The 18,816-nt window shown below is 37.6% G+C and carries 14 protein-coding genes; 3 read left to right on the plus strand and 11 right to left on the minus strand.

Going from position 1 to position 18,816, the window contains the following annotated elements; all coding sequences use genetic code 11:
• The coding region (locus tag RTL34_RS10805) for an AMP-binding enzyme (protein WP_409455458.1) at positions 1-593 on the plus strand (593 nt) is incomplete at its 5' end.
• 119 nt (positions 594-712) lie between these two features.
• On the opposite strand, the gene RTL34_RS10810 is transcribed toward RTL34_RS10805, so the two are convergent.
• From RTL34_RS10810 to RTL34_RS10830, 5 genes are all read right to left on the minus strand, one after another.
• Positions 713-1,018 (minus strand): helix-turn-helix transcriptional regulator, encoded by a 306-nt coding sequence (locus tag RTL34_RS10810; protein WP_050325020.1) that lies wholly within the window; start codon positions 1,016-1,018, stop codon positions 713-715.
• A complete protein-coding gene (locus tag RTL34_RS10815) occupies positions 1,015-2,364 on the minus strand; it encodes a type II toxin-antitoxin system HipA family toxin (protein WP_312116862.1) in 1,350 nt (449 codons plus the stop codon). Before RTL34_RS10815 ends, RTL34_RS10810 begins: the two co-directional genes overlap by 4 nt.
• 353 nt (positions 2,365-2,717) lie before the next feature.
• Complete coding sequence (locus RTL34_RS10820; protein WP_203172744.1) at positions 2,718-4,007, minus strand: type II toxin-antitoxin system HipA family toxin; 1,290 nt, start codon at positions 4,005-4,007, stop codon at positions 2,718-2,720.
• Positions 4,004-4,300 (minus strand): helix-turn-helix domain-containing protein, encoded by a 297-nt coding sequence (locus tag RTL34_RS10825; protein WP_050326089.1) that lies wholly within the window; start codon positions 4,298-4,300, stop codon positions 4,004-4,006. The genes RTL34_RS10820 and RTL34_RS10825 overlap by 4 nt, the downstream gene beginning before the upstream one ends.
• Positions 4,301-4,381: 81 nt before the next feature.
• Positions 4,382-7,963 (minus strand): DEAD/DEAH box helicase, encoded by a 3,582-nt coding sequence (locus tag RTL34_RS10830; RefSeq protein WP_409455459.1) that lies wholly within the window; start codon positions 7,961-7,963, stop codon positions 4,382-4,384.
• A gap of 297 nt (positions 7,964-8,260) precedes the next feature.
• Here RTL34_RS10830 and RTL34_RS10835 point away from each other — a divergent pair, with 297 nt between their 5' ends.
• Positions 8,261-9,562, plus strand: coding sequence for an ATP-binding protein (locus RTL34_RS10835; RefSeq protein ID WP_050325898.1), 1,302 nt, complete (start codon positions 8,261-8,263; stop codon positions 9,560-9,562).
• A gap of 607 nt (positions 9,563-10,169) precedes the next feature.
• Here RTL34_RS10835 and RTL34_RS10840 read toward each other — a convergent pair.
• From RTL34_RS10840 to RTL34_RS10860, 5 genes are all read right to left on the minus strand, one after another.
• The gene (locus RTL34_RS10840) at positions 10,170-10,391 is read right to left on the minus strand and encodes a hypothetical protein (RefSeq protein ID WP_050325897.1); all 222 of its coding nucleotides are present in this window, start codon (positions 10,389-10,391) and stop codon (positions 10,170-10,172) included.
• A gap of 503 nt (positions 10,392-10,894) precedes the next feature.
• Positions 10,895-12,757: an FtsK/SpoIIIE domain-containing protein gene (locus RTL34_RS10845; RefSeq protein WP_312116866.1), complete on the minus strand. Its 1,863-nt coding sequence runs from the start codon at positions 12,755-12,757 to the stop codon at positions 10,895-10,897.
• Positions 12,758-12,798: 41 nt separating this feature from the next.
• Positions 12,799-13,116 carry a hypothetical protein gene (locus RTL34_RS10850; protein ID WP_203172749.1) on the minus strand — a complete coding sequence of 106 codons (318 nt, stop codon included), beginning with the start codon at positions 13,114-13,116 and terminating at the stop codon, positions 12,799-12,801.
• Positions 13,117-13,217: 101 nt separating this feature from the next.
• Complete coding sequence (locus tag RTL34_RS10855; protein WP_203172750.1) at positions 13,218-14,228, minus strand: phospholipase D-like domain-containing protein; 1,011 nt, start codon at positions 14,226-14,228, stop codon at positions 13,218-13,220.
• 20 nt (positions 14,229-14,248) lie between these two features.
• Positions 14,249-14,866 carry a hypothetical protein gene (locus RTL34_RS10860; protein WP_203172751.1) on the minus strand — a complete coding sequence of 206 codons (618 nt, stop codon included), beginning with the start codon at positions 14,864-14,866 and terminating at the stop codon, positions 14,249-14,251.
• A gap of 201 nt (positions 14,867-15,067) precedes the next feature.
• On the opposite strand from RTL34_RS10860, the gene RTL34_RS10865 reads away from it, so the two are divergent.
• Complete coding sequence (locus RTL34_RS10865; protein WP_409455460.1) at positions 15,068-17,194, plus strand: ATP-dependent helicase; 2,127 nt, start codon at positions 15,068-15,070, stop codon at positions 17,192-17,194.
• 45 nt (positions 17,195-17,239) lie between these two features.
• On the opposite strand, the gene RTL34_RS10870 is transcribed toward RTL34_RS10865, so the two are convergent.
• Positions 17,240-18,682 carry a hypothetical protein gene (locus tag RTL34_RS10870; RefSeq protein ID WP_312116869.1) on the minus strand — a complete coding sequence of 481 codons (1,443 nt, stop codon included), beginning with the start codon at positions 18,680-18,682 and terminating at the stop codon, positions 17,240-17,242.
• Positions 18,683-18,816 lie beyond the last annotated feature (134 nt).

Consider the following 18,816-nt stretch of genomic DNA (forward strand, 5'->3'; position numbering starts at 1 on the left):
AGCAAAACCAAGGGATTTGGGTAACTGACACGGACAATCAAACTTGGTTTAATTCCGGCGATTTGGGCTATCAAGATGCAGACGGCTACTTTTTCTTGACGGGCAGAAAAAAGGAATTAATCATTCGAGGTGGACATAACATTGACCCAAAAATGATAGAAGAAGTCGTTTATCAATACGAAGGCGTAGCCGGCTGTGCTGCCATTGGTAAGCCTGATAGCTATACAGGCGAGTTACCTGTTTTATTCGTTGCCCCTAAGCCGGGTGTTAGCTTAGATACTGATAAACTCATGCAATTTTGCCAACAAAACATTGGCGAAAAAGCGGCGATTCCTAAAGCCATCTACGTAATTGATGCATTACCTTTAACCGCCGTGGGTAAAGTATTTAAACCTGCACTAAAACGTCAAGCGACCGTGATGGCTGTCAGTGAATTACTACTACAACATCATATCAAGGCTACTGTCAGCAGCAAAGACGACCCTACTTATGGGTTTATTGTGCTAGTCAACCTAGAGGGCGATGCGTCACATCAACCACAAGCCAAAAACGTGCTGGATCAATTGGCGATTCATTGGCAGTGGGATGAATAGGTTTTTAACTGATCAAAGCAATAACCTGATATGGTACAAGATGAGCAGTAATAGCTATAGGCTTACTTTACCGCATAGGATAAAAAGGACAGATATTCAGTCCTTTTTATAAAAAGTGTTCAACGATATCCCAATTTAAGCACTAAGTCAAATGGCCGGAAAATCTGATTAATCGTATTGACGCTGTAATTGCCATTGTCATTTTCCACGTCAGAAATCGTTTTACGAGAGACCTTGACTAATGTTGCAAACGCATCTTGCTTGACCCCTAGTACATCAATACGGAGTTTCTTTAGCAGTTCACCTTGTGTCAATTGACCTTGCATAAATTGCTGAATCACTTGGTCACGAGCCTGCGTTCGACTTAATCCTTGTAAGTCGGGTGGGGCATCAGAGGCTCGCTGACGATTTAGTAAGTTACTCATAGCAATCTCCAGTCTTGTAAGCGTTTTGGCAAATAATCAAATGCAATTGCTGGATGCGATAAGATTTTTTCACTGACGCCTCGTTGTTGCAATCGATTCGTTAGATCGACCAATTTCTCGGCAGTTTGCTTAAGTTCTTTGAGTAAAATTGAAGGCTCTATCAAATCGGACAAACTCTTACAGATAGCGATAAAGTCGTAACGACCACCCAATTCTAGGGTTTGACCGTTATCATTCTGCCAAATTATACTGCGAGCGATGCCTTCGGGGTCAGCTTTCATGGGGGCAAAATCATAAATAGGGCTTAGCCAAATAGTGGTCTCATCTCGCAAAAATGCCGTATTCCGCCCATGATTGTCACTATTGCCAAAGGCGATATTAAGTAAATCTCGCTTGACCCATTCTATAACAAATGCCGTTTTATCAAACTTAAAGCCCTCTGTGGTCATATTTGACCTATCAATGATATTGATTAACGCTCTTATCGTTTGCCCATGATAAAGCCGAGTAGCAGGATGTTGCTTAAGCATAGCATACACCGATTCCATCGCTAGTCGTTGGGTTTTGCGTTGCTCGTTTTGCCTCACATCAAAACGTGGTAACCATAAAGACGGATAACGCTCACCCTCGATGAGTCGCATTTGCGTTGTTTCAATAGTATTCAAGCCTAAACTGGCTAATTCTTGATAATAGTGATATTCCGCTCGTAAGATATCACAGTCGATCTCACTGCGAGCGCCTCGTGGAAACTTCACTAAATAGTAGGCATCTTGGCTATGAAAAGAATTTTCGGCTAACTGTTGATGGTCAATCCATACCTTATTACTACCCGTAAGGCGCAATACCAATTTAGGGGCTTCGCCGCCCGCGCCTGTCGCACCGCCTGCAATGGCGCCCATTTGATTGGCATAATCCAAAAAGTCGGCATGACGATTCACCACTTCTTTAATGTCAAAGAGACGATTTTCACCGATTGGTAAATTTTCGACGGCTTGTTTTATGCGAAGATGCCCAATAGGTGCGATAGTAGCAGCTTCAAGTAAACGAAAATTCTTCTCTGCCTCTGATAAATGCGTTAGTCCAAGATAATTTAACCAATATCTGCGCCCTGCACCTGCAGGAATAATATCGTCTAACATAGGAAGCCAACCATTATCAATACGATAGCCAAACAGTTCGACAGGGTAATTAATCGAAAAAGCGTGCCAATTATCAGCAAGATAATGCTGAAAGCTATAATCACCTAAATAAGCAATTTCAATTAGATTAAATTCATTAAAGACTAACTCAGCGATGTCCTGCCATTGCTGATCTAAAAAAGCCTGTAAGGTTAACGTATTGTTCATAATATAGTTTATGAGTGATATATTGCTTATTATATGGATATCCGCTTATTTATGAAAGATATATGTTACGTAATGTACAAAATTATGTGTCGGTCATAATCATATCTTGCTAAATAACCTAAAACACAGTCATACAAGCAAATCGTTAGCACACGAACTTCTATAATTCATTATTTCTAATTTCTGACGTGATAAACCAGTTTCGGCTGATAAGTCGATACCATCGACACTCAATCATGATATGTCGAAAAATCGCATAAAAATCGACATATTCGAACAATATGTTTAAATTTAATCAGAAAATCGACATAACGTCATAAAATGCCTTCATTGTGACAAATTACCAAGATTTTTTAAATTCGAAAGGCAGTTTGTAGCTGTCGCCAGTGTTCAAGCAGTAACTGCTTTTGGCTATCTAACATTGGTAATTCATGAAGCTTGTCTCGCCACAATGATCTTGCAATATCTATCACTTCCAAAAGCTCTGGTTTCACCACTCGCCAAGGGATATCCGCTTTTCTCGCCCAATACTCAAAATCAGCTAAATTAATCTGATACCAATTTTTAGACTTTCCAAGATTTAACGCCAAGCTAGTCTCATTGGGGATATAGGCTTTTGTAAATACAATGTCATAAGCAGGTGACAGCCGTAAGTGATAGCGGTCAGGATATATCACACTCCAATTTTTGAGATGTGCATCGCCATTACCCAGTAAGATATTTACGAGTAGTCGTCTAGCCAACTGTTTAATATCTGCAAGTCCGTCTTCGCTATATTGATACAGAATTTTAGCGATTTGAGTATAGCTACCGCCTTCGTATTTATCATGGGCGTATTTGCCAAGGATCTGAGCAAAATCTTCACTATGAGTGCGGTTTACGTGAGAACTGCTGGCATCTTTTTGACGGTCAAAACGTTCAATCGCATAGGCATAAGACTCATTGGGTAAATTAATCTTTGGCAAGTTTTCTAATTGTTCTAATCGCACCAGTTGAATATTTGGGATATCAATGCCTGCTATCTGCGCCAGTGTCATCATGCTGTATTCATTTTCAGCAACACTTGAATGAATGATTGAGGGCGTTTTGATAATCCAGTCACCCAAATCAGAGGTATTCTGGGTATTCGGTAAAGTAAATCGTCCACCTTGGTGTGACATGGAAAATTTCATCTGTACCCCAGCCAATGAAAAATGCGGATTAGGGGTTAACTGGTCTGATGATACTATTAACCGTGGAGAAACGCTTATATGATTAGCGTCAAAAATATAGCCAGGAACATCATCAATCTCAAGGCTCTCAACCACCAATGCGCCAGGCAAGTCATGTCCTAAGTAGGCCAGTAGATCAAATTCATTGTCTGAATGAATCTTTAGTCCTTGAGTTAGTAAGCTGCGCAAAGCCCCTTCAGGCAATAAATTGGATAATATAGGATTGAGCTTTTGCCGATGTACCCATTGCTGTGTCAATCTTTTATCAGCGTAGGGGAAATCGGGACGAGTTGTTAAGCTCATGGTAGGACGGTTTTCATCCATGACAAATGCTTGTGCAAAGGTCAGCACATTCTTGCAATTGTCATAGCCTGCCAAGTAACCAACAAGATGACCATGCAAAGAAAGCTTTAGGACACGGACTTTCATCAAGCATCATCCCCTAATAAACCTTGCCAAGGGTTATCAATCAAGCTTTGGATCTCTGGTTGATTGTCCTTATCCTCATTCAAAATTGCCAGTATTTGGCGTTTTTTTTCATTTGGAATAAGCATCAATTCACTATTAAGTCCCTTTGCAATCAGCTCAAGCGTATCTAGTCTTGGGTTACCTTTCGACTCGATCTGCTGATATTGTTGGCGTGATAGACCGATTCTGGCATGCATATCTTTTTGCTTGAAGCCCAACTCAATTCGGCGTCGTTTAATATCATCTAATAATTTCATCTAAAATTACCAAAATTAAAGAAACATATTAATTTCTTTTTATTTGCAAAGCAATTTATATATTGTTTAATAAGATTGGTATTACACAAATTTCTCAAATAGGCTTAATAGTTCATCTTCGCTCAGTTTGATGTCGCCCTCATGGTCGGTGCTTAGAATAGACTGTGCAAGTTCGGCTTTATGTTTTTGCATATTTAAGATTTTCTCTTCAATGCTTTGATTGGTAATCAGCTTATAGACAAACACAGGCTTGTCTTGTCCAATTCGCCATGCCCTATCAGACGCTTGATCTTCTGCGGCAGGATTCCACCATGGATCATAATGAATAACTGTATCGGCAGCGGTGAGATTTAATCCTACACCGCCTGCTTTTAGACTAATTAAAAACACAGGCACTTGCCCAAACTGGAACGCCTCGATAGCTTCGATACGTTTTTTGGTTTGTCCTGTCAATTTGCTAAAGGCGATTTTTTGCTCATTGAGCCGTTGTTCAATCAAGGCGAGCATACTGGTAAACTGCGAAAAAATAAGAATTTTACGACCTTCTGCCACCATGTCACTGACGGTTTCAATCAAATACTCCAGTTTGGCAGATTGGGCAGCTTTATATTTTTGGCTTTTTTTGTCAGTGGGTAAATTGTCCAAATTTAATAAACTGGGGTGACAGCAGACTTGACGCAGTTTTAGCAAGGCTTCCAAAATCTGAATCTGACTGCGTTTAAAACCTTGTTCGGCAATGATTTTTTTGATGTTTTTCTGCATGGTCGCCCGCACCGCTTCATACAGTTTGGATTGTTCATCATTCATGTCGATATTGACTTCGATGGTTGTTTTGGGTGGCAACTCTTTGGCAACGTCGGTTTTAAGACGGCGTAAAATAAAAGGCTTGGTTCGATTGACCAGTTTTTGGCGTTTTTGTTTATCGCCTTTTTTCTCGATAGGGTGGCGGTAATGTTTATTAAACACGTCTTGGCTACCCAAAAATCCTGGCATAAGAAAGTAAAACAATGACCACAGTTCGCCCAGATGGTTTTCCATCGGTGTGCCTGTCAAGCACAGGCGATGTTTGGCGGTAAGGGAGCGTAGCACTTGGGCGGCTTTGCTGTGGGGATTTTTGATATTTTGTGCTTCATCAAGGATGATTTGATGAAATTGTTGGGCTTTTAAGGTATCTTCATCTCGCACCACAAGCGGGTAGGTGGTTAGCACGATGTCATAGGCGTTGATTTTTTCAAATTTTTCATGGCGATTTGCCCCATGCAATAGTAACACGGACAACTCAGGGGTGAATTTTTCGGCTTCTTTTTGCCAGTTGTGCATGAGCGAGGTCGGAGCAACGATTAACACGGGACTATTTTCAAGCCGTCCCGCTTGTTTTTCCATCAGTACATGAGCCAGGGTTTGGGCAGTTTTACCCAGCCCCATGTCATCGGCAAGCACGCCGCCATGTTCGGTTTGTGCCAAAAACTGCAACCAAGCCAAACCTTGCTGTTGATAGGGTCTAAGTTCACCGTGAAAGCCTTGTGGCGTGGGCAAATTAGATTGATAACCAGCTTTGAGTGTTTCGCTAAAAGTTTTAAGTTTTTCTGGCATTTGCCATGCCATACCCAGGGTATGTTCAAGGTCAACTAACTGCTGAGCGTCATACCTATCAATTTTTCGCTCATCTTGTGATAATAGATGGGTTAAATTTTGCAAAATTGGCAAAATATCTTTAAAAGCCACCGCCAATGCGGGGCGACCATTGCCCACGTTAATGGCGAATAGATGATTTTTATCAAACAGCTGCTCGATATCTGGATGCATCAAATACGGATATTGCTCAAGCAAATACGCCACGATATTTAGTAAATCATATTTATGTCCTTCGCTATCACTGATTGTTGCTCCGACTTCAAACCAATGACTGCCATCATCACCGTTTTCGCCTGTCAAAGGCTCAACAAGCAATTCTAGGTTTTGGGAAAGGTCAGCGTTAATTGGGCTATCGGCTAAATGCTCGACTTGCCAACCGATTTGAGCAAGTTTATCAACAGGTAAAAGTGCGTTAAAAGCTTCACCAAGTTCAATGGTAGCTTGATATTCAGTTGGCTGATGATTGCTATTTAATGTCCATTTGAATGTTTTAAATAGTTTTTTTAACGCCTTAATTGCCAACCGTTCAGTTTTTAAGTCACGATATTGACAGATTCGCTGACCATTTTTTTTGTCGAAAAATATCTTAGTGGGCTGGCGATAGTCTGCTTGGATTTCACCTGCTTGATAACCAAAACTAAGCTCTGCTTTGACGTATTGTTTGGAAATTTTGTAATTGTGCCAGTCGTATTTTTTGGTTTGCGTTATCAAAATGACATCGCTGGCATCCCCAAAACGGATAATCGGCTGTGGTGTATCATGGGCTTCTTCGATAGGTTGTGTGTTTGAAGATTTAGGTAATATTTGCGTTATTTGATGGCTGGACAAAACTTCTTCTACATCATTTGCCATTTCTTTAGGAATCACAGGCATAGTCAGCAATCGATACAATACGTCATTTGGCATATCACCGATTGTCTCCGCATTGACCAAGCCGATTTGGCGTTTTACTCGGTTTATAAAGGTCAAAGGCTGGGTAAACAGTATATCAAAATCGTCGATTTGCCCAAACCCATAGCGATGCTGGTCTTTATCAAGCAAATTAAATTGAAGTTTTTCGCCCTGTTGTTGGCTGTGTTGTAGCCACTGGATTTCTAGGGTTAAACTCTCGTCTGTCCAAGTGATAGGGTGAAACTGTTCTGTCTTCCAGTCATTATCCCATTTGGATTTATCGTACAAAATTTTATCTTTAATAAGCTGTTGTAATAACTCAAGCGGTAGTTCATTCGCTATCATAAAATGCTGAGCAAAAGCCGCTCGGTCTTGGGCTTTGACATGGTCATAAATTTGGGTAAATAAAGCTTTGGTAGTAATAGGAATTGAATAGCTGTAGTAAAGATTGCTGTATTGCGTATAGGTTTTTGCCTCACGAATTTCGCCTGATTTGATACGTCGAACTTTGATAAGCTCAAGCTGTAATTGACCAAATTTATGTTCGATTAGATAGACAAAGGGCGAGGGCTCGCTAGTGGCGCTGGGGTTTTTTTGGGTTTTAGCCAATTCTTTTAAATTTTGGTTTAAATTTTTAAGCCAAAGTTTGGCTTCGTCATGTTGTTTGCTATTATGAACATTTGGGCTGTTAAAATTATTAATAGGCGATGCATTTAAACGTTTGGCTAATGTATCGGTGATATCTTGATACTCTATTGGATTATCAAACTGAGCAATCTTCTGCATTAACTCTTGCATAAATTCTTGATTCTGAACCAAAAACTTCTTCATTGGGTCGTTTTTTTCGTCTTCTTGGTCTCGAAAAAGCCGTGCCAAAGCTGCCCCATGCTTACAAAAACTGCCGACAGGGCAGGTACAATCACTTTGGGTGATACGCTGACTGGCTTTGTGATAGGCAATTTGGGTATGGTATTTTTTCGTGCCTTTAATATCGGCTTGTAATTGAGTGGTTTGAGCCGTTTCGGTTCGCTTAAGGCTTTCAAGGTTGATTCTGCTGACATATTCAAGGCTACGACTGATAGTCTGGCTATTAAATTTATGCAGTAAATTGGCAAGGGTGGTGATAGATTTTGGCATAAGACTGAATATTTTTAGATGTAAATAAATAGGCAAGCGTTTTTAATTAAAGTAATGGTAGAAAGGATTCGACATTTAACCTTTATTAGCTATCATGCCACTAAGAATACTTGCCACCGGGTCAATTAACTGCAAAGAAACACTTTCAAGCTTAACAAAGCCTTCATAATAAATTCAATGCGATATGTATGTCGAATTTCTTTAGATTATATTTATTCTCACATTTTTCATTTGTAAAATGTGAGAATAAATATATAATACATTTGTAAAAAGTAAATTTAAGAATTAGAGTTCGTTATGCAGCGTCATATTTTAGAAAAATTAAAAACTTGGTATGAAAAATCCACTCGCAAACCTCTGGTGATTCAAGGTGCTAGACAAGTCGGAAAAACTTGGCTAATGAAGCATTTTGGCGAGCAACATTTTGCTAAAGTTGCTTATATCAATTTTGATAATAACGAACGTATGAAAGTCCTTTTTGAAGGTGACTTTGATGTCCATCGTTTGTTGCTAGGCTTACAGATTGAGTCAGGTGTTGACATTGAGCCAGAAAATACGTTACTCATTTTTGATGAAATTCAAGAAGTACCGAAAGCCTTATCATCGCTCAAATATTTTTATGAGAATATGCCTCAGCTGTCAATTCTGTCGGCAGGGTCATTGCTGGGGATCGCAATTCATCAAGGTTTGTCCTTTCCTGTGGGCAAAGTGGAATTTTTAGCCCTTTATCCGATGGATTTCATTGAGTTTTTATGGGCGATGGGTGATGATAAATTGGTAAAACTGCTACAAAGCCAAGATTGGGGATTAATCACCGCTATGAAGAGCAAATATATTGAGCGTTTACGACAGTATTATTTTGTCGGTGGTATGCCTGAAGCGGTAAAAACCTTTGTTGACGGCCAAAATTTTGAGGCAGTAAGATATGTGCAAAACAATTTACTACTCGCTTATGAGTATGATTTTTCCAAGCATATTCAGGATAATAGCATCATCTCTAAAGTGCGAGCCGTATGGCAAAGCTTACCTGAACAGCTTGCTAAGGAAAACAAAAAGTTTGTCGCCACTCAAGCACAGTCTGGGGCAAGATTAAAGGACTTCGAATCCGCTATTCAATGGTTAGTAGCGAGTGGATTGGTCCATCAAATCTTTAGAATTACCAAACCGAATCTGCCATTAGGTGGCTATCAAGACAATGTGTTTAAACTATATTTTGTGGATGTGGGATTATTGACTGCTAAAACAGGGCTGGATGTCAGTGTTTTATTAGCGGGTAATCGGCTATTTACTGAATTTAAAGGGGCATTGACGGAACAGTATGTGTTGCAGCAGTTATTAGTGAGCGGTTTAGAGCCTATCTTTTATTGGGGCCTTGAACGTGCGGTAGCAGAAGTAGATTTTGTAGTACAACATAGTAGTCAAATCATACCAATAGAGGTGAAAGCAGAAGAAAACCTTAAGGCTAAAAGTTTGCGGTCGTATTATGATAAGTTTAAACCCGATAAAGTCTTCAGAACCTCAATGTCAGATTATCGTAAACAAGATTGGCTAGTTAATCTGCCCTTATACGCTTTGGCAAATTTTAGGTCGCTAGAATAAGACATATAGACGATGTGTTAAAAGGCTTTACTAATGATTCTGCTTTTATCCATAAATCAGGTTCGAAATCAAGCCGGTGCTTAAAACAGCTTCTTTTTTCAACTTCTACACATGAGGTTAAAATACAACCTAAAAAAAATACTTTAGCATTGTTTTAGAACTAAAAAGAAACCATAGTAAAAGAAATTAAGAACTACCACAAATATACATAAAGTAGATGATTTTGCAAAAAAAGTTTTAATACTTGAACCTTTGTCATTTATCATCACCTAACTCTGCATCGCCTAGCAGACCCTGCTAAGAATTATCAATCAGACTTTAAATTTTTATATGATTGCCATTATCTTCATTCAAAATCGCCTTGACTTTCTGTTTTTTTTCATTGGGAATAAGCATGAGTTCACTTATTTTTGGAAATATAAAAATAGTTTTGCAAAAATGTAGGTTGAAACTCATAATCTCAAGGTCGAATATTAGTCAATGTAATAAGCAAAATCTCAGAATTTTTTTCAAGTAACGTTTTTAGCATAAATCTTTCAATTTAAGTACTTAATCAAAGAAAGTTAATTTAACTTAAGAATAACACCAAACATAAACTTATTTGGTTCTATTTTGGAATTAAAAAATAACCGATTTCAATCTTTGATAAAACTTGAATAATCTTCCTTCTAATAACAGCTCTAAACAAATTACTTTCTCTATCATCAATCAGTTCAATATCTGGATAGGCTTTGTAAGTACGCAGAATACCACTGTCTATTCCTCGATAAGGCAATAATTTACTGGCAAAAGATGCCAAAATTGGGTTTCTAATATTTGAATTCCCCATCCTAATAATTTCATTTCTATCGCTAAAAATGAGTAACCATATGAGGGCAGATACAAAGTAATCACGGTGAATTAGGGAATTAGCTATCGATAAAATTAATTAAACTAATTTTTCAAATTATTTAAAATATTGATGAAGCTAAAATAAAATAGCTAGCTAGAAATTATTTAACAATGATTAATGATGACCAAAAAATGGTAAAATAGTCATGACAAAAAATGGCTCATTTTGCGTGACAATTATCAGAGTTTATTCGATGAAATTAACGTTAAATGACTTTAATTAAGATTATAGAAAAATCCCTATAACCATTGCAGATATAGGGATTGTAGGTTAATATTATTTAAAAATGAATTTAATAATATTTTAAGACAATCTAAGTTTTTAATTTGTTTGATAGCAGACAAAATTTGTTTAACTCTTTGTGTTTTGCCGTAATACGAAAACTAAAAATTTTATAAACAATCACTGTCTCAATTTTTTCTTTCAAAATTTGTAAGCATTTACAATATTACCCTTCTGCCACTTTTATCCACACTACTTACAATCCCTTCCGCTTCCATTCTATCGATTAACCGAGCGGCACGGGTATAACCGATACTAAATCTACGCTGAACACTCGATATTGAAACCTTGCCGACCTCTCGGATAAAACTAATAACTTCATCATAAATTGGGTCGGGTTGCAATGGCTCATAAAATCCCTCGGATATTTCTTGCATATAGTCTTCAATCAGTTCATTAATTTCCTGCGACTGAGTCACCACATAATTTTGCCTTTCATCGAGTTGCCATTTTTCACAAGCTTGATTGATTTCAAATTGTGTTGCAAAAATAGGTTGTAGATATTTTGATTCATCGTTACCAGAAGGTAAAAATAGCATATCCTCACCGGTTAGCAGTTCTGCACCCAAACTATCTAAAATCGTTCGTGAATCAGCTTTAGTATTGACTTCAAAGCTTAGCCGAGTTGGGATATTAGCTTTAATTAATCCTGTAATCACATCCACAGAAGGATAATTAGTTGATAAAATCAAATGAATTCCCGCTGCACAGGCTTTCTGCGCAATGTTGATTATCATTTTTTCATTCAATAATGTACTATCTAGCATCAGCTCTTTTAACTCACTGACGATGACCGCAATTCTTGGTAAGGGTTGAAATAGAGCTGAAATCTGCTCAAAATCAATAATGGGATTATCAACCACTCGGTAACGAGCTATTAATTTGCTAAGTTCGTTAGTTTCTTCCATCTTTTGATTGAAGTCCACCAAGTTTCTTGTTTTGGTTAGACTCATTAATCGATAACGACGTTCCATTTCTAACTGACACCAAGCCAAATTTTGAGCGGAATTTTTCCTATCACCAATTGGGGCTATCAGATGTGGTAAGTTTTGATAATCGGTAAATACGGAATTTTCATTGTCAATGAGCATAAGCCTAACTTGCTCAGGGCTATATTGCATCAATATGCTCACCATTAAGGTATGCAACATTTTGTTGGTCGTATCTGTTGAGCGACCTGCTATGAGTAAATGTGGGGCTTTAGTAAGATTTAAATAAGTTGCCTGTTTCGGGCATCGATAGCCCATGAATAAATCAATAGCATTATTATCGAACGCAGACGGTTTATTTGCTAGTAGCGAGAGCAAGCTCACATCCCATTGCTCTTTGACTAACGGTAATTGATTTTGCAAGTTTTTTGACGATAGCTTCGGTCCGTTACTATCATACCAAAAAGCGAATGTCGCAATATCACAGCGATTATATTTTCCTGTAAACGAAACGCCATGAAATATGTTACTGTCATCTACGACAAATTTATCCATAGACTTGGTAGTTTTTTCTTGGTCGTCAAAGTTAAAGCTATCATCTGCTGTGATATGCGTGATAATTGCTGTATATTTTGGCAATGAATCTGCTACTAACTGAAATTTATTAGTATACCTAGACAAATCATTGAAACTATTAGTGGTAGTGCGATAAGAAATAAATCTTGCGTTATTGGTATTTTCAAAACAAATCAAAAAATCATTTTCATCAATACTGATAAAATTCTCTTCGCTGGTTATTTGGTTAATTGTCGCTGCCAAAATATCCACATCATCAGGTTCACACCACATAATTTTATCAGCGACCTTTACTCTGTCATCACTCGTTTCACCTTCATTAGTTACTATGGCGATTAATAATTTAGCACCAACCCGTTGTTTGAATGCCAGTAATTCCTTGCTATTAAATTGAGAATTCACATGAAAAAAAGCAAAATGTGCTTTAGCATCGTTAGAATTAATGCTTTCTTGGTATAAAATTGCGGTAATAGGACAGTTGGTTTTTGGATAAATATCAGTAGTGAGATTGTTCATGGATGATAGTCCTGTTGTCTGTGACATAGGTGAAAAAGACGTTATTTGAGCACCCAGCTATGGATAAGGTCACATTCTTCTTGTTCACAGGCAAAGCGTTTTGATAGCATACGACTCTTTTTGCCCACAGGTGGCAAGCTATAATCCCAAAAATCCACTTCAAGAATGGCATAGCCTTCATCGTCTAAGGCAATCAAGGTAAAGCTAAATTTGTCATCGCCATAGCCATCTTCATCATTTTTTTCAATGGCTTTTTCAAACACCACTTTACATTTTATGCTCAATTGGTAGCCATCGAACTTTTCAGGGTGCATAGGGAATTCTTTCCACTCAATGTTACTAATGGTGAAGTGGTTCATTTTTTTCTCTTGATTATAGGATTGATAAGAAGTGAAACAAGATGAAAAAATGTATCTCATCTTGTTCATGTTAAAAAGTGTTAGAAATCTAGAGTTTTTAACTACAGCCCTAATAAATCTTTTTTGAATTCTTTTGATAATTTTATTGCTAGGTCAAAATCAAACTGCTCTGAAAGTTTTTTATCATTTGATATGTCGTAGAATAAAGGCTGATATTTGGGCATATCTAGTAGTTTCTTTATTTTTTCCATCATAATCGCAGTGTCAATTTTGAATGGTTTTTTAGTTGGAGTTTCTGTTAAGTCATCCTGAATAATCATAATAGCGTCATCTTCATTGACACCTTTAGCGATACTATTTATAAATAACCATGAATAAGGCGTTTTAGCCTTTTTTCTCTTATCTACTTGTAGCACCCAAGAATTTAATTTGACTTTCCCATTATAGATTTCCTTATCAAGTACAATTGATTGATAATTATCAAATGCTGCTTCTAAATCTTCGATGTCTCTATACTGCGGATTATTATCTCTAAGTAAATCTTCATCATATTCACCATCTTGATTTACTCCCATAATATAAAAGTTTTCATCTGTATTATGACCATCCCTACTTGAACTCTCATCACTGACAAAAATTGAATCATTTTTATAGAAATTTAAAGATTTATGTTTTTCAAAAAGGTTCTTTAGTGCTAATTCTTTTTCTTCAACAGTTCTATATCTATTAATGGCTCTATTTTTACATTGTTCATAAAAACTTTTAGCTTGTTTAATTCCATCGTTAGCGATACAACCAAATTCAACTAATATTTCATCTGCCTCAAAAGCGTTCGCAGATAAATTAAAACTACCAAACGCATATCTATCAGAACCAATATATAATTTGGCATGAAGCTCATCCAAAAAATAAACGTTCTCAAATCCAATTTCTTTCACTATTGATTCGATTGCAAAAGGATTTGAACCTATCGTTGGACTAACAATGATTTCTTTGACAAACTCAATGTCAATATATCTATGCCAGTCTTTGCCAATATAACCTACAGCAATATACTGCGGATTGATACTTTTCACTTCTTTAGCAATATCACCACCAGATAGAATTTTCATATTCTCTCCTAAGTAAATTTTTAAATTTTGTTTGAAATTTTCTGCTTGATAAGAGCCTTGCTCTCATCAGACAGACCCAAGAACACCTTATAAATCAAATCCACTAAATCTTTTTCCAGTAACTCATTATCCTCCTCACGTTTGAGAACATTGATACGAAACAAGGCATTTATCGTTTTACCAGTTGCAGAAAATACGGTTAGTAATTTACGATTTAAAAAATCGAAATCTTCTTCACTTTCATCTAACATCTCAAACCATTCTGACAAAATCTTTTCCGTTTTTCGTCCATCCATATAGGCGTAGGTTTCTACATATTTATTAGCAGTCATATCTTGATAACCGATATATTTAGACGGAGCAAATAAATAAGTACCTGTCTTTTCATCTTTGTAAGCATACCAAGCACGATAGTGCGACATATTTTCCATCACATAATCAACGTATCGGTCACTATCACCATCTTCATAAGACGCTAATTCACGACTAAATTTTTTGATATTTTCAATCACTTCAGTGAGAGAAGTGACTAATTGTGGTCGGTCTTTTGGCAACAATGTTTCGTAATTATTTGATGATTCAGAAACCTTTGTATTAGTTCGTGTTGCACTTTTTTTTGCTTTAGTTCGTAATGCCATAAATCCATCCAATATTTAATAAATTTAATCATGTACTCATAGTATTCAATAATAAGAATTTTTGCAATACGATTTTAAAAGTTTTTTTTAGATTGAAAATTTTGACAAAAGAAGATTTAAAACAGGCATAGATAAAACCGTTAGACAACTTACCCATTGTTTGCTAGCCTAAACCCATAACAAACTCAACACTATAAAACCATGACTATCAACATCTTGCTCAACGAGCTCAACCCTGCCCAGCGCAAAGCTGCCACCACCGATAGCCAAAATACATTGGTACTAGCCGGGGCAGGCAGTGGTAAGACCAAGACTATTGTGGCTCGTGCGGCATATTTGATTGATAAAGGTGTGGTAGCCAATGAAATCCAAATCGTCACCTTTACCCGCCGCGCTGCTAGTGAGATCGTCACCCGTGTCGAAAGTCACTTAGGTAGTCAAGCTGAAGGACTGCGCGCCTCCACCTTTCATACCTTTTGTCTAAGTATCTTACGTCGTTACCCTAAAGTGTTTGCCTTAAAAGGTTTTAACGTCATCGACCGTGATGACCAAATCATGATGTTCAAACTGCTACGTGGTAAGCTCGAAGACAAGCGTGCTAAAGAGGCAGCAGCAAAGAATAGTCAAACATCGACGGGTAAAACCATTACCTTTCAACGTAAAAAAGCCGCTCAAACTGTTAGCGAAATACTACCTAAGCCCAAAGAGCTTGTTAACTTATATTCCTACTCGCGTAATACCCAAATCTCACTCAAAGACGCGCTATACAAGCAACTGCCAGATTTTCAGCCTGCTTATGATGAAATCAAAGCAGTCATGAAAGGTTATGAAGTGCAAAAGGGGGAGCGTCATTATCTCGATTACGATGATATCTTGGAATATGTCGCACGCTATTTAAATGCGGATGATTGGCTACTTGAACGAGTCACTGAAAACACCAAGTATCTGCTCGTTGATGAGATGCAAGATACCAATCCGCTACAGTGGTTACTGCTGCAACCCTTTATTGGACGCACGCAGCTATTTTGTGTTGGGGATGATGCCCAGTCGATTTATGGCTTTCGTGGAGCAGACTTTGAAAATATACATAGCTTCAAAGAAAGAGTACCTGATGCCGAAGTGCTAACACTGGATTTAAATTATCGCTCAACTCAAGAGATTTTGGACTTGTCCAATTGGCTACTGGATCGAAGTGAGCTTGATTATAAAAAACGGCTTACCGCGCATCGCGGTGAAGGGATTAAACCGGTACTGCATAGTTTTGGCAATGAGTTCGATGAAGCGCGATTTATCGTCAGTGATTTAAAAAAGCGTTATGACAAAGGGGCACCGTGGCATCATCATATGATTTTGCTGCGCTCAGCGTTTTCAGGTCGACAAGTGGAAAGCGCACTCATTGCTGCAAATATCCCGTATGTGTTTATCGGTGGTACCAAATTACTGGAAGCGGCGCATGTTAAAGATTTAATCAGTATGCTACGAGTGACGGTTAATTATCTAGATGAACTCGCTTGGATTCGTTTTTTAACGCTTTGGGATGGCATCGGCGATGCTGGGGCAGGGAAGCTAGTAAATGAGTTTTTAACCTTACCAGACTTGAATGCTTGCATTGAGGTGCTTGATAAGAAAAGCAAAGTACCAAAACCTGCTATTGAAGCACTTAAGGAACTTGCTAAGCTACAGGAACTGCCAGAGAAAAGCATTGATATCGCCTTTGATGCGTTAAGTGATCAATTGCAAAAAAACTATGAGAAAAAAGACTGGGATAGCCGCACTCGGGATTTTGATTTAATTAAACAGCTTGCCATGCGTCACAATACCTTGGCAGACTTTATTGAAGCATATGTTTTAGATCCGATTTCGCACAGCGAAGTCGATAAGCAAGACAATGATGACTTGGTCACATTGATTACCATTCACTCTGCCAAAGGGGCTGAGCGTGAAGTCTGCTATATCGTTAATGCATCAGTGGGACAATATCCGCATCTGCGCGCCCAAGACAGCTTTGAAGAAGTGGAAGAAGAACGCCGTGTGCTATATGTAGCCATGACGCGGGCAAAGGATGAATTGATTATCACTCGGCAAAACTTAAATACCTGGGCGACCAGTCGGGTTGATGGGCAAAACCGTACCATTGAGAGTTATTTTTTAAGCGAGGTGCCTACGAGTCTGTTGTCCAATGATACGGGATTTAAATCATTGGGTGGTTTTCAGGCGAGTACTTCCGCTTATCGACCTTTGAAGAAAAAGCCGAAAATTGGCATTGATTGGGATAATGATTATCATGATGATTGGGGAGATGGAGAAAATGCAGATGTGCCTTTTTAATAATCCTTAAGCTTTTACAATTAATGCTTTAATCAATCATTGAGATTAATTCAACAGTCCAGAATCAAATTTCTGATTTGCTCCTTGTATCGCAGGTATTTCAGATTTTAGCAAACTATCCCACACATCCATGCAACGCTCTAATATATCATAATTCTCATCATCCATAGCTTTGTCATAAATATGCTGAAGAAAGGCAATCAAATGGGAACTATAGGCATGCAATTCTTGCTTATCTTCAATTGTTAAATTTCTCATAGTAATTTTTTCAATAAAAAGCAAAATCGATTCATGAAAATCTGTAAGAGCGTCGGGAAAATTTTCGATAGCATGAAAGAAATAATAGATATTTTCACCAACGTAATTTGAGTTTAAATATAACCCAAATAGCTCATTTGAAATCTCTTTTTTCCAAAAACTTTCATTGAAAAATGTGTGATTCAATCTGTCTCTGACAGATTTACTAGAGTCATTGATAAGAATACCAAAAACCTTTAATAATTTTTCATTTTTTATAGAGCCTGAGTCTCGTATCAAAATTTGACTGACTACGTCAGCGATACCTTTGCGAATTTTATCATCTGCAGACAAAGCATTATCAATCGTATCTTGAAACAAGTCATTATAGTACCAGCGAGCAAAAATCTGCATACCTGCCATTTTACACACCTCGTCGATAGGGGAAATAGACATTCTTTTGACTAATTCAACATACTTATCACATAAGGTACTTTCAAAAGCATTATTGAAGAAATAGTGTGAATTATGAGCAATTGTAAATCTATCATCATAAGAACAAAGTTCTAGATATTTTTCTAAAGCAAAATCAAGGTCATAATTTAGAAACGGTGATAACATTTCAACAGCTACGATTTGAACCGCAGGATGAGAATCTTGAATAGCGGAATCTATAAAATGCTTATTTTGCATTGCATAATCTTTATGTTCCCAAAAATATTTTGCAATGCCCCGATAAGCGATACTTCTTTGGCTGTTCAAAGAACAATTTATCAATTCATGTGTAGTGGCATTATCTGTGTGATTTCCCTTTTTGGGGTCATACATTGACATTCTATATGGTTCAGGGTCTTTGGCATATAATGCCATGTCTTTGATTTTTTCAAAAAGCTCTGGAATTTCTAGAAGTTTTATATTCTCGGCAATAAGCCAAGGTAGTGCATTTTTATCACCATTAACTCCGAAATGTTCGATGACCTCATAGACCAGATTAACAGGACACGGTTGCCAATTTTCACGATATTCTTCTTGGACATCTTTTTCATCAGCTCGTAAACTGTAATAGAATTGAGTAATATATTCTTGTCTAATATCTTTTGGTAAAGTTAAAGCAAGTCGTGCGAAACGCTCTGGCTCGTTTTTGGTTGCAGTAGAAAGATTCATCGAAAATGTATAGACGGTAGATTCGGTATAGTCATCATCTTTTTTACCAAATTTACGTTGCATTTTTTCTTCAGGGGCTAGAATCAATTTTTTCCAAGCATTGTTGGATAATGAGTTTGGTTTCTCAATAGGTGAGACAACGGTATGGACTAGTCCTACACCACTTCTAAGAACCTGTTCACAATCTTTTCAATAACAAAGCGATGAAAGCAAGATTGGTA

It is taken from the genome of Moraxella sp. CTOTU47915 (assembly GCF_031986685.1).
Taxonomy (GTDB): Bacteria; Pseudomonadota; Gammaproteobacteria; order Pseudomonadales; family Moraxellaceae; genus Faucicola; species Faucicola tetraodonis.

Coding starts and splice junctions, on each gene's coding strand:
- RTL34_RS10810 (WP_050325020.1), bottom strand. CDS start 1,018: ATGAGTAACTTACTAAATCGTCAGCGAGCCTCTGATGCCCCACCCGAC.
- RTL34_RS10815 (WP_312116862.1), bottom strand. CDS start 2,364: ATGAACAATACGTTAACCTTACAGGCTTTTTTAGATCAGCAATGGCAG.
- RTL34_RS10825 (WP_050326089.1), bottom strand. CDS start 4,300: ATGAAATTATTAGATGATATTAAACGACGCCGAATTGAGTTGGGCTTC.
- RTL34_RS10830 (WP_409455459.1), bottom strand. CDS start 7,963: ATGCCAAAATCTATCACCACCCTTGCCAATTTACTGCATAAATTTAAT.
- RTL34_RS10835 (WP_050325898.1), top strand. CDS start 8,261: ATGCAGCGTCATATTTTAGAAAAATTAAAAACTTGGTATGAAAAATCC.
- RTL34_RS10840 (WP_050325897.1), bottom strand. CDS start 10,391: ATGGGGAATTCAAATATTAGAAACCCAATTTTGGCATCTTTTGCCAGT.
- RTL34_RS10845 (WP_312116866.1), bottom strand. CDS start 12,757: ATGAACAATCTCACTACTGATATTTATCCAAAAACCAACTGTCCTATT.
- RTL34_RS10850 (WP_203172749.1), bottom strand. CDS start 13,116: ATGAACCACTTCACCATTAGTAACATTGAGTGGAAAGAATTCCCTATG.
- RTL34_RS10855 (WP_203172750.1), bottom strand. CDS start 14,228: ATGAAAATTCTATCTGGTGGTGATATTGCTAAAGAAGTGAAAAGTATC.
- RTL34_RS10860 (WP_203172751.1), bottom strand. CDS start 14,866: ATGGCATTACGAACTAAAGCAAAAAAAAGTGCAACACGAACTAATACA.
- RTL34_RS10865 (WP_409455460.1), top strand. CDS start 15,068: ATGACTATCAACATCTTGCTCAACGAGCTCAACCCTGCCCAGCGCAAA.